The 14,459-nt window shown below is 62.5% G+C and carries 11 protein-coding genes; 5 read left to right on the forward strand and 6 right to left on the reverse strand.

All coding sequences use genetic code 11. From position 1 onward, the window contains the following. Positions 1–122 precede the first annotated feature (122 nt). Positions 123–983 carry a LysR family transcriptional regulator gene (locus HV770_RS32235; RefSeq protein ID WP_175165547.1) on the reverse strand — a complete coding sequence of 287 codons (861 nt, stop codon included), beginning with the start codon at positions 981–983 and terminating at the stop codon, positions 123–125. Between the two features lie 149 nt (positions 984–1,132). Between HV770_RS32235 and HV770_RS32240 the strand changes: the two genes are divergently transcribed. From HV770_RS32240 to HV770_RS32260, 5 genes are all read left to right on the forward strand, one after another. Next, positions 1,133–2,533 (forward strand): DHA2 family efflux MFS transporter permease subunit, encoded by a 1,401-nt coding sequence (locus HV770_RS32240; RefSeq protein ID WP_175165548.1) that lies wholly within the window; start codon positions 1,133–1,135, stop codon positions 2,531–2,533. Positions 2,534–3,005: 472 nt separating this feature from the next. Next, positions 3,006–3,935: a LysR family transcriptional regulator gene (locus tag HV770_RS32245; RefSeq protein WP_175165549.1), complete on the forward strand. Its 930-nt coding sequence runs from the start codon at positions 3,006–3,008 to the stop codon at positions 3,933–3,935. A 67-nt stretch (positions 3,936–4,002) separates the two neighbouring features. Next, a complete protein-coding gene (locus tag HV770_RS32250; protein ID WP_175165550.1) occupies positions 4,003–4,182 on the forward strand; it encodes a hypothetical protein in 180 nt (59 codons plus the stop codon). A 210-nt stretch (positions 4,183–4,392) separates the two neighbouring features. After that, complete coding sequence (locus HV770_RS32255) at positions 4,393–5,475, forward strand: glycosyltransferase family 2 protein (protein ID WP_175165551.1); 1,083 nt, start codon at positions 4,393–4,395, stop codon at positions 5,473–5,475. 176 nt (positions 5,476–5,651) lie between these two features. Continuing rightward, complete coding sequence (locus HV770_RS32260) at positions 5,652–5,873, forward strand: hypothetical protein (RefSeq protein ID WP_175165552.1); 222 nt, start codon at positions 5,652–5,654, stop codon at positions 5,871–5,873. A gap of 111 nt (positions 5,874–5,984) precedes the next feature. Here the strand turns inward: HV770_RS32260 and HV770_RS32265 are convergent, their stop codons facing one another. The 5 genes from HV770_RS32265 to HV770_RS32285 all read right to left on the reverse strand — a co-directional run bounded on the left by HV770_RS32265 (position 5,985) and on the right by HV770_RS32285 (position 14,331). Then, positions 5,985–7,289, reverse strand: coding sequence for an MFS family transporter (locus HV770_RS32265; RefSeq protein WP_175165553.1), 1,305 nt, complete (start codon positions 7,287–7,289; stop codon positions 5,985–5,987). A gap of 291 nt (positions 7,290–7,580) precedes the next feature. After that, the gene (locus tag HV770_RS32270; RefSeq protein WP_175165554.1) at positions 7,581–9,296 is read right to left on the reverse strand and encodes a SpoVR family protein; all 1,716 of its coding nucleotides are present in this window, start codon (positions 9,294–9,296) and stop codon (positions 7,581–7,583) included. After that, a complete protein-coding gene (locus HV770_RS32275; RefSeq protein ID WP_175165555.1) occupies positions 9,293–10,564 on the reverse strand; it encodes a YeaH/YhbH family protein in 1,272 nt (423 codons plus the stop codon). Before HV770_RS32275 ends, HV770_RS32270 begins: the two co-directional genes overlap by 4 nt. A gap of 283 nt (positions 10,565–10,847) precedes the next feature. Next, a complete protein-coding gene (locus HV770_RS32280; protein WP_175165556.1) occupies positions 10,848–12,770 on the reverse strand; it encodes a PrkA family serine protein kinase in 1,923 nt (640 codons plus the stop codon). Positions 12,771–13,569: 799 nt separating this feature from the next. Continuing rightward, positions 13,570–14,331 (reverse strand): hydratase, encoded by a 762-nt coding sequence (locus HV770_RS32285; RefSeq protein ID WP_175165557.1) that lies wholly within the window; start codon positions 14,329–14,331, stop codon positions 13,570–13,572. Positions 14,332–14,459: the final 128 nt, after the last annotated feature.

Raw genomic sequence — 14,459 nt, forward strand, 5'->3', positions numbered from 1 at the left:
CTGTTTGACGAACTCGACGCTTGAGATCGAGGACGCTCAAAGATGAGGGCGGCTTTCTCGCACGCCGAGGCAGAGCCGAACCGCCCGCACCGTCCAACACCCGGGCGCGCCCGACTGCGTCGTCATTCGCCGATCCACGACCCGCGCAGATCACTGTCATGCAGCAATTGCAGCAGCGTGCCGGCCGGGCGGCTGAGCCGTTTTGCCGCCAGCGCGATGAACTCCACCGACGGCAAGGCCGGCAGACCGGCCGCATTCAGCGGCGGCGTCAGTCCCCGTGCGGCCAGGTACTGCGGACGCACCGTAATGCCGAGTCCGCCGCGAGCGGCGGCGATACAGCCCGAGTGGCTGCTGCTCGTGCAGACCACCTGCCAGCTGAAGCCCGCCTCGGCGAGCGCGTCGAGCACGACCGCGCGCGTCACGCTCGGCTCGGCGACGAGAATCAGCGGCAGCGGCTGGCTCAGATCGACCAGCGTGCCGACACGCGCGAGCCACTCCAGCCGCCCCGTGAAAAGCGGCACGCCGCGCCGGTCGCCGAGCCGCCGCTTGCCGACCAGCAGATCGATGGACCCCGCGTCCAGCAACTCGTACAGCTTGCCGGTCATGCCGATGGTGATTTCCAGTTCGACATCGGGATGCGCGTCGCGGAACGCCGCCAGCACCGTGGGCAGCGGCCCGAGCGCGACGTCGTCCGAGGAGCCGAGGCGCACGCGGCCTTTGAGACGCGGCGCGCGAAACTGCGACTCGGCCCGCGCGAGCGCCTGCAGGATGACGCTGGCGTGCGCGAGCATCGCCTCGCCGTCCGGGGTCATCGCGAGCGAATGGGTGTCACGCACGAAGAGGCGCCGGCCTACGCTCTCTTCGAGCCGCCGGATGTGTTCGCTGACGCTCGACTGCGTCAGGTTCAGCCGCCGCCCCGCTTCGGTAAAGCTGTGACAGGCGGCGACGGTTGCGAAGGTCTTGAGCCAGATGGGATTGAGCATGCGGCATTGTCGCGCTGCTTATCGGCTAAGTCGATAACAGTCAGCGTCCCTAGTGGGGTTCCCGATTGACGACGATGTCAATATGATGACGGAATTCCTCCTGATTGCCTCGCGCGAGCGCCCTCAGCCCGCTTCGCCCGTGAAAAAAGATGACCAAGGATTCCGCCCACACCGCGCTGCTCTGGATCGTCGCCGCCGGTTTTTTCATGCAGTCGCTCGACACGACGATCGTCAACACCGCCTTGCCATCGATCGCCGACAGCCTGCACGTCGCGCCCCTCGCGATGCAACCGATCGTCGTCGCCTACACGCTCACCATGGCGATGCTCACGCCCGCCTCCGGCTGGCTCGCCGACCGCTTCGGCACGCGGCGTGTCTACTTCGTCGCGATTCTCGTGTTCGTGCTCGGCTCGGTCTGCTGCGCGAGCGCGCACACGTTAGGTCAACTGGTGCTCGCGCGGGTGCTGCAAGGTCTCGGCGGCTCGATGCTGCTGCCAATCGGCCGGCTCGCCGTGCTGCGCAGCGTATCCGGCGAGCAGTACGTGTCGGCGCTCGCGTTCATTTCGATTGCCGGGCAGCTCGGGCCGATCGCCGGACCGACGCTCGGCGGCTGGTTCGTGCAGGCGATCACGTGGCACTGGATTTTCCTGATCAACGTGCCGATCGGCGCGGCCGGTCTGTATGCGGTGCAACGGTTTTTGCCGTCGCACGACACCACTCAGGCGCCACCGTTCGATTTCATCGGCTGCGGTTTGCTGTCGCTGTGCATGATCGCGTTTTCGCTTGCCATCGACGCGCCGGTTCCCTCGCATCGCGCGGCCTGGTCGGCAGGCCTGTTCGCGCTGGCCGTCGCCAGCGCGCTCGCCTACATTCCGTACGCCCGGTCGCGGCGCGATCCGCTCTTCAAGCTGTCGCTCTTCGGTGAGCCGAACTTCAGCGTGGGACTGATCGGCAACCTCGTGTGCCGGGTCGGTTCGAGCGCCGTGCCGTTTCTCGTGCCCTTGCTGTTGCAACTGCAACTGGGCTATTCGCCGCTGCACTCGGGCCTGATGATGCTGCCCGCCGCGCTTGCCGGCACGCTCGCCAAACGCTGGATCGCGCCGCTCGTGCGCCGCTACGGTTACGACACGTTCCTGCTGGTCAACACCATCATCGTCGGATCGGCGATCGTCGGCTTTGCGTTGATCTCGCGCGGCACGCCGCTTGTGATCGAGATCGCGATTCTGGCCGTGTTCGGCGCGGCCAACTCGATGCAGTTCGCTGCGATGAACAGCGTCACGCTCAAGGACCTCTCGCACGAAGACGCGGGCAGCGGCAACAGCCTCTTTTCGATGGTGCAGATGCTGGCGATCGGACTAGGGGTGTCGATCGGCGGCGGGCTGGTGAATCTGTTCTCGGCGCAATCGGGCTCGGGCGCGCTGGGGTTTCGCCTCGCCTTCGTGTGCGTCGGCGTGATTACGCTGTTCTCGGCGTGGGTGTTCCGTCATCTCGACGACCCGTCCGGCACCCGCGTCGTGCGGGCACACGCGGCGCAGAGCGCCGGGCGTTGAGGCGTTTTCTGTTCTCTGTCCCGGTCTTCCTGATTGCCTGTCGGCCTCTCGATCGCCGTCGGTTCAGCAACACGTGGCGCATGCCGCCGCAACTGGCCGGCTGATCTGATTGCGTTGGTCCGGCGCACTGCTAGCACCCTCCGTCCTCCAGCCGGCAAACGGATCGATACTCGCCAGGGCATCGCGCGCTTGAACCACGTGCTCGTGCATGGCGTCGATACGTTGCGCTCCCTGTTGCCGCGGCAAATATGCGCACCGCATAGCGAGAAACGCATCCCGTCGCGTTTCGGATTGCGCTCGCGCCAATCGACGGCGGCAGTGCGACTGACACCATAGCGCGGCCATCATTGCATTCATGACATGCACTCATCGATTGGTTTGGACAAGCTTTACGCCCCTGCGCGAGTGCATCAATTCCAAAAGAATTTCGCGTTAGCATGTCGTCCATTAGTCATAACAAAAGGAAATTCACATGCCATTTGACGAGCGCATGCTGAACGGCATGGGCGTGCTCACGGCGATCGTCGATTGCGGCAGTTTTGCGGCGGCCGGCGAAGCGCTCGACATGTCGCAATCCGGGGTGAGCCGCTCGGTCGCGCGGCTCGAAGCGCGCCTGGGCATCCGCCTGTTCGACCGCACCACACGCTCGGTCATGCTGACCGACGAAGGCCGGCGCTTCTATGAACAGATCGTGCCGCTGCTCGGCGGCCTCGAAGAAGCGGCGGCTTCCGCCGCCCTAGGCGCGACCGCCGTACGCGGACGCCTGCGCGTGAACATGGACCCCTTCTTTTCGCGACTCGTGCTCGGACCGCGCCTGGGTGGATTTATCGACAGGCATCCCGATCTGCAACTCGAACTGATCACGCGCGACCAGTTGGGCGATATGGTCGCCGACGGCTTCGATCTCGCGATCCGGTTCGGCGATCCGCCGGTGTCGACACTGATCGCTCGCAAGCTGCTGGACACGCGCATTCTGACGGTGGCAGCGCCGTCGTATCTGAAGAAGCATGGACATCCGGCAAGCCCGTCCGAACTCGAAAGCGGCCAGCATGTATGCATCAAGTTTCGCGATCCGCTGACGGGCTACCCGTTCGCATGGGAGTTTCATCGCGGCCGCAAGAAGCTCGTGATTACGCCGCAAGGCCGCCTGACCGTGAACGACGTAGGGACGTTGCATAGCGTGTGCACGGCGGGCCAGGGCGTCGCGCAGATTCTGTCGCTCGGCGCGGAGTCGTTGCTCGCGAGCGGCAAGCTGGCCGAGCTGTTTCCCGAATGGGGCGACGAGGTGTATCCGCTGTACGCGCTCTATCCGTCGCGGCATCATCCGCCGGCCAAGGTACGGGCGTTTCTCGAGTTCATCGTCTCGCTGACGGGCGGTGCACCGCGCGACGCGGCTGCATAGAGCAACAGTGCGGCAGCGGGCCTGCGCCTTGCTGGAGCAAAGCTGTCTTCCACCCAGGAGAGCGGCAATGAGCGACACCAAGGAACATGCGGCGGGCAAACCGGCCGACATCGAACACCCGCAACCGGCCAGGCACAGCGATAACGAAAAGAGCAAGCTGCCCGAACGCCACGACGAGGGCCGGGACCAGTCTCCCGCGGACCGTCCCGGCAAGAAGCCCGGCGAGGGCGAGCCGTCGGTCAGTTAAGAGATAAGCACATTTTTTCAAGCGGCTTTGCTGTAGTTCTGCAGTGAAGCCGCGTAAATTTTTCCCTTTCACCACCTTTCGGAAGGCAAACATTTCTTCCTGATTTTTACCGAATATTTTTTTGGCGCGATGGACTATTTTGCTGCTTGCAGCGATACGCGCGTCACGCGAACCGGCTGCCGCCCCTTAAACTAAAAAAAGGCGACGCCCATGTCCATCTCCCCGGCTTCTCCCCGTCTCGCCAAAGTCTCGATCTGTTTGCCAACCTGCAATCGCCCTGAGCTGATCGCCGATTGCATCGATTCGTGCCTCGCGCAAAGCTACGGCAATCTGGAAATCGTCATTGGCGACGATTCGAAGGACACCCGAACGCAGCAACTGATCGCGGCCCGCTATGGCCAGGAGCCGCGCGTGCGTTACACGCTGAATCAGCCGCCACTCGGCCAGGCGCGCAACGTCGCGAGCCTGCTCGAGCGCGCGCGCGGCGACAAGATCCTGCTGATCCACGATGACGATCTGCTCACCACCGACGGCGTCGAAAAACTCGTGTTGCTGTGGACACGCCATCCGCAACTCGATGCCGCTTTCGGCGACCAGTACGAAGCCGACCACGGCGGCGCCGTCGACGTCGACGCGAGCGCGCGGCTGAACGCGGCGTTCCGGCGCACGAAGGACGCAGAAGGCTTGCAGCCGCTGCCGGGCAGAACCGGTCTGATCCAGATGTTCCCGAACAACGGCTGGATGGCCGACGCCCGTCTCGTGAAGCGGATCGGCTACAAGGATCAGTACGGCACGTGCTGCGATTTCGTGTTCGGCACCGAGCTCTGTCTCGCGGCGCGCGAGGTGTTCTATCTGCACGAGTATGTGTCGGTGTATCGCAAGACCGCGAACTCGATCTCGCATAGCACGCGCGGTACCGCGATCGCGGCGACGGTCAGCGCGTATGCGTTCGTAAAGGCGTTGCCACTACCGCCGCAACTGGAGCCGTCGCGCAAGCTCGCGCTGCGGCGTCTGGCGCCGATCGTCGTGTCGGTTCATGCCCGCAACCGCGAGGCGTTGCGCGGTCTGAAGATCGCGCTCGCCCATCTGTACGCGTACAACTATGGGCTCAGTGCGCGGTTCTACTATCACCTGCTAATGCTTGCACGCGCGTCGCTGAGCGCGCGGCAACAGGCCGTTGCAGCGGCTGCGGCGGCCGCCGTGGCTGCCGCGCCCGCGGTGGCGGCCGATCCGGCGGCCGTCGTCAAGGAGCTCGTCAACGAACTCGCGACGGATCGATCCGAGCCGGTGTGATCCGCGGTGCGCAGGCGCTGGCGTGGCGATCGCGCATCGGTTGCGCGTCGCTGCGGTCATCAGCGCATCTCCTGCTAAGCATCCTCTGCTTAGCAATCGCGTATTTGTTGCTTGGTCCGGCGCAGGGTGCTGATTACGATGAACTCGAACCGTCATCAGCCCGGAGGTGATTCGCCATGTCGGACAGTGCCTGTTTCAAGCCGCGCGTGATCGAACCGGTGGTCGTCGATCAGCCGGAAGGATTGGGGCTTGCGGTGGAATTGTGGCTCGCACAGCCCGTCGACGGCATCGCGGGCCGCGCGCTGCAGATCCATTTGCGCAGCGGCGCGAAGATGGCGCAGGCGGAGGCGCTGCGCGATCTGTTGCATGCGTGGGGCACGGAGATCGTCGTGAGTTGAGCGCGTCGCCCGGCGCTTCGTTCATGCAATAAAAAACGGCGGCCGGGTCGCCCCATGCCGCCGTTCTTCAACCGCTCACTTCCGTGCGCGGCTCTGGCATCCCGTGGATGCTCAAGGTTCGTGACGCAAGTACCCTTGCGTCGACGGGTCGCGCATCCGCAGCGCCACGATGCCGGCGATCGCGCACATGAGCGTGACGTACCAGAAGAACATCGTCTCGACACCGACCGACTTCAGCCACAACGCCACGTATTCCGCAGAGCCGCCGAAGATCGCGTTGGCCACTGCATACGACAGGCCCACGCCGAGCGCGCGCACTTCCGGCGGAAACATTTCCGCCTTGATCAGGCCGCTGATCGACGTATAGAAGCTGACGATCGCGAGCGCCAGCACGACGAAGCCGAACGCCGCATACGGGCTCGTCACGTCTTTGAGCGCATGCAGCAGCGGCACGGTGCCGATCGTTGCGAACAGGCCAAACAGCAGCATCGAACGACGCCGGCCGATGCGGTCCGACAGCGCGCCGAACAGCGGCTGCATCAGCATGTAGACGAACAGCGCCGCGGTCATCACCGAGCTCGCCGTTTTCGTTTGCATGCCCGCCGTGTTAACGAGGTACTTCTGCATGTAGGTCGTGAAGGTGTAGAAAATCAGCGAGCCGCCGGCCGTGAAGCCAAGCACCGTCATGAACGCGCCCTTGTGCATCCACAGGCCGCGCAGCGTGCCGGCTTCCTTGCGCTGACGCGTCGCGGCACTGGTGGTTTCGTCGAGCGATTTACGCAGATACAGCGCGATCAACGCGGCGATCGCGCCGATCACGAACGGCACGCGCCAGCCCCACGCCTTGATTTCCGCTGGCGACAGCGCCTGCTGCAGGATCACGATCACCAGCAACGCGCACAACTGACCGCCGATCAGCGTCACGTACTGGAACGATGCGAAGAAACCGCGCCGGCCCTTGAGCGCGACCTCACTCATGTAGGTCGCACTGGTGCCGTATTCGCCGCCCACCGAGAGGCCCTGGAACAGCCGCGCGACCAGCAGCAGCGCCGGCGCCAGCGCGCCGATCTGCGCGTACGTGGGCAGCATCGCGATCACGAGCGAGCCGCCGCACATCATGAACACCGATATCATCATCGCGGTGCGGCGGCCGTGTTTGTCGGCGAGACGGCCGAAGAACCAGCCGCCGATCGGGCGCATCAGGAAGCCCGCTGCGAACACGCCGGCCGTGTTGAGCAATTGGGTGGTGGTGTTGCCGCTTGGGAAGAAGGCCGGCGCGAAATACAGCGCGGTGAACGAATAGACGTAAAAGTCGAACCACTCGACGAGATTGCCCGATGAGGCGCCAACGATCGCGAAGATGCGGCGCCGTGTGTCGTGAGCCGAGGCCACGGATTGGTCGGTTAGGTCGGTCATTGCTGGTGTGTGTCCTTGTCTTGAAACGAAGATGGCGGTCGTGTCGCCGCCTCCACAACGTGCGCCGTGAGGTGCTCGCCGCGCGCGTGCGCGAATTTTACAGAATTGCAAGGGGTAGATGGGTATTTGTAGTCAATCTTCTGACGAGGTTCCGCGTACGGCTGGACGAGTGCGCCGGCGCGCCGCTCGGCGGGGCCTCGAATGAGAAAAGCCCCCGGCAGTCTGGTGACTGTCGAGGGCTTCGGAGCAGACATCGAACGGCGTTTCGACCGGCCGTCAATCCCGCATATTTCACACTCTCACAATGGGCGGCACATACCGGCACTCGTAGCGCTTGCGCACGGTGCCGTTCTCGTCGACGCTTTCGAGAAACACGTCGAACTGCCACAAGCGCGCCATGTGCTTGAGCACCTCGTCGCTATCGGACGACAGATGCCGGTTGTCGCTCATGAAGTGTCGCAGCGTAAGGCTTCGGTCGCCACGCGTGTTGACCGCCCACACCTGGATGTTCGGCTCCCGATGATGCATGTCGTACTGCCGCGACAACGCCTGGCGCACGTACTGATAGCCGCTGTCGTCATGAATCGCCGACACTTCGAGCGCATCGCGCATGTCGTCGTCGAGCACCGAGAACAGCCGCATTTCCCGGATCAGATGCGGCGACAGATACTGCGCAACGAAACTCTCGTCCTTGAAGTTGCGCATCGCATAGTGCATCGCCTGCAGCCACGGGCTGCCGGCCAGTTCCGGAAACCATCTGCGGTCTTCTTCAGTAGGCGATTCGCAGATGCGGCGGATGTCGCTCATCATTGAAAAGCCGAGCGCATACGGATTGATGCCGCTGTAATACGGCTTCGTCACCGGCGGCTGATAGACCACGTTGCTGTGCGAATGGAGAAACTCCATCATGAAGCCGTCTTCCAGCTTGCCCTGGTTGTACATCGTGTTGAGCAGCGTGTAGTGCCAGAAGGTCGCCCAGCCTTCGTTCATCACCTGGGTCTGCCGTTGCGGGTAGAAGTACTGACCGACCTTGCGCACGATGCGGATCACCTCGCGCTCCCAAGGCTCCAGCAGCGGCGCGTTTTTCTCCGCGAAATACAGCAGATTTTCCTGCGGCTCCGGCGGATAGCGTTCCTCGATCTCCTCCGGCAGCGGCGTATGGCGCGTGGGCAGCGTGCGCCACAGTTCGTTCACCTGCGATTGCAGATAGGCTTCGCGTTCGCGGCGCGCGGCGAACTCCTTTTCGAGCGACAGCTTCTGCGGACGCTTGTACCGGTCCACGCCGTAATTCATCAACGCATGGCACGAATCGAGCAGCTCCTCGACGCGGTCGAGCCCGAAGCGCTCCTCGCACTCGGCGATGTAGTTCTTCGCGTAGACGAGGTAGTCGATGATCGCATGCGCATCCGTCCACAGCCGGAACAGATAGTTGCCCTTGAAGAACGAGTTGTGCCCGTAGGCCGCGTGCGCGATGACGAGCGCCTGCATCGTCATCGTGTTCTCTTCCATCAGATACGCGATGCAGGGATTGGAATTGATGACGATCTCATACGCCAGCCCCATCTGCCCGCGACGGTAGCTTTTTTCGGTGGAGAGAAAGTGTTTGCCGAACGACCAATGACGGTAGTTCACCGGCATACCGACGGACGCGTACGCATCCATCATCTGTTCGGCGCTGATGAGTTCGAGCTGGATCGGATACACGTCGAGTTCATATTGCTCTGCAACACGGGCAATATGCGAGTCGTACTCTTCGATCAATTCGAAGGTCCAGTCGGACGGGCACGGCAGAGGCCGTCTATCGGCTACGTTCATACGGACTTCCCTTTGCCCCTCAGTGGGCGTTCCGGTGTGTCCCCGTGCTGCGGCGCTGTCGACTGCTCCGGCTGCGGCGGCGCCAGCATGGTCCGCCTCGGCCTTGGCATGCCCCGACTGTTGCTGCGGCACGCCTTTCCCACGCTCCGGCTGATAGCCGCGCGCTTCGTTGTGCAGGTGCTTGTCCGTCATGAGGACGCCACCTGCTTTTCAAACAGCTCGCGAAACACCGGATAAATGTCGGCCGCGGTTTCGACCTTCTTCATCGCCATGTGCGGCTGGCTCAGCGCCAGCTGCGCATATTCGAGCCACAGGTTCTGCTCTTCCGGTGTGACCTGAATATACGCAAAATAGCGCACCTTCTGCAGGATGTCATCCGCGAGTATCTTGCGGCACTTGGGCGAATCGTCGGTCCAGTTGTCGCCGTCCGACGCCTGCGCCCCGTAAATGTTCCATTCAGTCGGCGAGTAGCGCTCGTCCATGACCTTCTGCATCAGTTCGAGCGCGCTCGACACCACCGTGCCGCCGCTTTCGGTCGAATGGAAGAACGTATCTTCGTCGACTTCCTCGGCTCGCGTGTGGTGACGGATGAAGACCACTTCGATCTTCTCGTAGTTACGCTTGAGGAACAGATACAGCAGGATGAAGAAGCGCTTGGCGAGATCCTTGCGCTGCTCGTCCATCGAACCGGACACATCCATCAGACAGAACATCACCGCCTGGCTCGACGGCGTGGGCTGCTTCACGCGGTTCACGTAGCGCAGATCGAACGGATCGATGAAGGGAATCCGCCAGATGCGCCCGCGTAGATGATGGATTTCCTCTTCGAGCAGTTTGATCTCCTCGCGCCGATCCGCGGGATCGGCCTTCATCGCCTCGAGTTGCCGCTCCATTTCGTGCAGCTGGTTGACGAGCGGCGCACCGAGCGCGATGCGCCGGCCGAGCGCACTGCGCAACGAACGGACCACGTCGATGTTGTTCGGCGTGCCTTCGGCGGCCCAGCCCGCGCGGATGCTCTTCCATGTGGGCACGGCCATCAGATGGGTTTTGACGAGACGCGGCAGTTCGAGGTCGTCGAAGAAGTACTGCATGAACTCTTCACGGCTCAGTTCAAACACGAAGTCGTCCTGACCTTCGCCTTCGTTGCTGGCCTGATTGCCCCCGCCTCCGCCGCCGCCCCCTTGCGGGCGCTGGATCTTGTCGCCGCGGATGTAGTCCGAGTTGCCCGGATGCACCATCTCGCGCTTGCCGCCAGGACCGTGGCGGAACGAAGGCTCCGCGATGTCCTTGCGCGGGATCGTGATGCTCTGGGTGTTCTGGATGTCTTTGATGCTGCGGTCGCGCACCGCTTCCGACACGGCGCGACGAATATAGTTTTTGACGCGGCGCAAAAAACGCTCGCGATTTGCAATGCTCTTGTTCTTGCCAGCCAACCTGCGGTCGATGATTTGATGAAGCACGCCCGGTCTCCCTGTCGATCGGAGCTAGCGCTTTGGCGCTGACTCCGCTCCGATGCAGCGCATGTCGACGGAGTCGGCGCTTTAGCCGTCGACCGGATTTTGCGCGTTAGCGCGTCACTCCGGTCACATGCAAAGCACTTGCTCCAATCCCACGCAGCTACTGTAATTTCCGGTGCGCGAGACACACGCCGCCTGGTGCAGCGTCAGCAACGCTATGTCCATGCAGCTTGCGCCTCGCAGGGTGCCCGCGCAGCAGGACCGCGCGGGCGGCACGCCACGCCCGTCATGACGACTTGCGCACGCGCAGATACCAGTCACACAGCAAGCGCACCTGCTTCGGCGTATAGCCCTTCGTCACCATCCGATTGACGAAGTCTTCGTGCTTGCGTTGCTCTTCCGCCGAGCCCTTCGCGTTGAACGAGATCACCGGCAGCAGTTCTTCCGTGTTCGAGAACATCTTCTTTTCGATCACGACGCGCAACTTCTCGTAGCTGATCCATGCGGGATTCTTCCCCGCGTTGGCAGCACGCGCACGCAGCACGAAGTTCACGATCTCGTTGCGGAAGTCCTTCGGGTTGCTGATGCCCGCGGGTTTCTCGATCTTCTCCAGTTCGGCGTTCAGCGCCGCGCGGTCGAAACTTTCGCCGGTGTCGTGGTCGCGGAACTCCTGATCCTGAATCCAGAAGTCCGCGTACGTCACATAGCGATCGAAGATGTTTTGACCATACTCGGAATACGACTCCAGATACGCGGTCTGAATCTCCTTGCCGATGAACTCCGCATAGCGCGAGGCCAGCACGTCCTTGATGAAGGATAGATACTTCTGCTCGGTTTCCGGCGGGAACTGCTCGCGCTCGATCTGCTGTTCGAGCACGTACATCAGGTGTACCGGATTCGCCGCGACCTCGGTCGAGTCGAAGTTGAACACGCGCGAGAGGATCTTGAACGCGAAGCGGGTCGACACGCCGGTCATCCCTTCATCGACGCCCGCGAAGTCGCGGTACTCCTGATACGACTTGGCCTTCGGATCGGTGTCCTTGAGATTCTCGCCGTCATACACCTGCATCTTCGAGAACAGGCTGGAATTCTCCGGCTCCTGCAAACGCGTGAGCACCGACATCTGCGCCATCATCTTCAACGTGCCCGGCGCGCACACGGCATTGGCCAGCGACGAATTGCGCAGCAGCTTCTCGTAAATCTTGATCTCTTCGCCGTAGCGCAGACAGTACGGCACCTTCACGACGAAAATCCGGTCGAGCAGGGCTTCGTTGTTGCGGTTGTTGCGGAACGCCTTCCATTCCGACTCGTTCGAGTGCGCGAGGATCACGCCGTCGAACGGGATCGCGCCGAAGCCTTCCGTGCCCTTGAAGTTACCTTCCTGGGTCGCCGTGAGCAGCGGGTGCAGGACCTTGATCGGCGCCTTGAACATTTCGACGAACTCGAGCAGGCCCTGATTGGCGAGACACAGGCCACCGGAGTAGCTGTATGCGTCCGCGTCATCCTGCGCATACTGTTCGAGCTTGCGGATGTCGACCTTGCCGACCAGTGACGAGATGTCCTGATTGTTCTCGTCGCCCGGCTCGGTCTTGGCAATACCGATCTGGCGAAGAATCGACGGGTAGCGGCGCACCACGCGGAACTTGCGGATGTCGCCGTTGTATTCGTGCAGGCGCTTCACCGCCCACGGACTGAGGATGCTTTTCAGGTAGCGGCGTGGAATGCCGTATTGTTCTTCGAGAATCGGGCCGTCTTCCTCATAGTCGAACAGACCGAGCGGCGACTCGTTCACGGGCGAGCCCTTGATCGAGTAGAACGGCACGCGTTCCATGAGCTGCTTGAGACGTTCCGCGATCGACGATTTACCGCCGCCGACCGGGCCCAACAGATACAGAATCTGCTTCTTTTCTTCGAGCCCCTGGGCCGAGTGCCGGAAGTAGGCGACCACCTGCTCGATCACCTCTTCCATTCCGTAGAACTCACGGAATGCGGGGTATACCTTGATGACCTTGTTCGCGAAGATGCGCGACAAGCGCGGATCGTTGCGAGTGTCGATCTGTTCCGGTTCTCCAATTGCCGTCAACATGCGTTCGCCAGCCGTGGCGTACGCGGCGGGATTGTCTTTGCAGAGCGCGAGATACTCCTCGAGCGAGAGCTCATCTTCTCGCGTTTTCTCGAAGCGCGTCGCGAAACTGCTGTAGATATCCATGCTACCTCCTCGCCGAAGTCTAGACCGATGTCGTGCGCGGCGCGCTATTCGGAAACGACATCGCTCGAATTCATCCTAAACCCTTTTAAATTTTTTTTCACGAACTACGTTGCGAAAATCGCGCCGTGCCCGCCTCCCAACATTCATCACTTGGAAACCAAATTTCGACCACCTACAATCTTGCACTCACATCGCAGCAATTCTGACCGCATGCGACGCGCCTGGTGCACCCGTCTTCATGGTCATGCGCCGGCATGCCGGTCCACGCACTTCTGCTCAGTGGTCCTGCAGGACTACGACTTCATCGTCGTGGCAATACGATCCCGCTGCTGCATCGGACATGCTGTCTGCGCACGCACACTTTCTTGCTGAACGCGCAGACGTCATGCGTTTTTCATGCCCGGTCGATTATTTTCATTCAACGCACGGCACGTGCATCCGGTCGACACACGCACGCGACTGTTACATGTGCGCTCATTCATCGTCAGGCGGTTCGTCAACGCGCGACACCATTTGGTTCCGCTTCATTCAACGGGGGACACGATGAGTCGTTGCGCGAGCGACGATCTGCTCGCCGTCCGGCGTGAGCGCGTCGCTCGCAGGGTCGCCGCGTCCTGCCTGCATCACGACAACGCAACGAATTGTTTTCATAGGCGTATACGGCAAAGCCGCTCGCGCAGATGCGTCCAGAAAGAAAACGGCCGCCCCTGGCAGCCGTTTGAATGAAGCATGACGTGTCGTAATGTACTGTTACAAGCCATGCACGATGAGATGCGACATGAGCAGCGTCGCCATGGCTTCAGGTCAGTTCAATCTCCACTTCCCCGAGACCGTCGATATGGCCGCGCACGACGCCCGGCTGGTGCACCCTGTGTGCGCCGACGTACGAACCGGTGGTGAGCGTCCATTCGGGCTCGATGGTAATGCCCATGGCGGCGCAATGGTTGACGAACCACACCAGCAGTTCACGCGGATCGCCTGCCGGGTTGCCGGTGGCGTCAGGCACCAGCGAGGCGCCGTCGAAGCTCAGCTCCAGTTCGGGTGAAACGAAATCGAAGCCGCGCGCGAGCCCCGCATAGGCGAGCGGATGGCCGGTGATCAGGGCGCCGTTGTTCTGCGCATCGGCCAATTGCGCGAGCGGCGCGACATTCGGCCATTCGCTGAAGCGGCTATCGACGATCTCGATGGCGGGCAGCACGACGCCGACCTTCGAGAGTACCTCGTCACGCGCATAGGCGCGGCCGCGCGGCTCGATCGCCTCGGCGAAGCGGAAAGCGATTTCCAGCTCCACCAGCACCTGGAAAAATCCGTCATGCGCGACCCGCGCCGGCGACGGCAGCACCAGCGAAGCCGGGATTGGAGCCCCCGCGGCGGCTCCACCCGGCGCTCTTGCGCCGATCTTCCACGCGCCGGTCGAGTCGCCTAAACCCGCGATCACCGCCTGCTGGATCGCATACGCGGTCGCGGCATCGGGCGGCAGGCTGTCGGGTGTGGGCGCATCGATCGGGCGATGCAACCGGCGTGCTTCGACGAGGCGGTGCGCGAGGTCGTGTGGCGTCATGTCGGTCCTTTCTGGCTGCCGCATTGAGCGGTTCATGGTGGCGTGAGGTTGGAAAAGGCGCAGACGTTGCCGCGACGCAAAGACCGGCGCTCGCGCGCACGTGGTCGCCGCGCTGCACAGGCCATGAC

The sequence above is a fragment of the Paraburkholderia fynbosensis genome, assembly GCF_902859935.1.
GTDB classification, from domain to species: Bacteria; Pseudomonadota; Gammaproteobacteria; order Burkholderiales; family Burkholderiaceae; genus Paraburkholderia; species Paraburkholderia fynbosensis.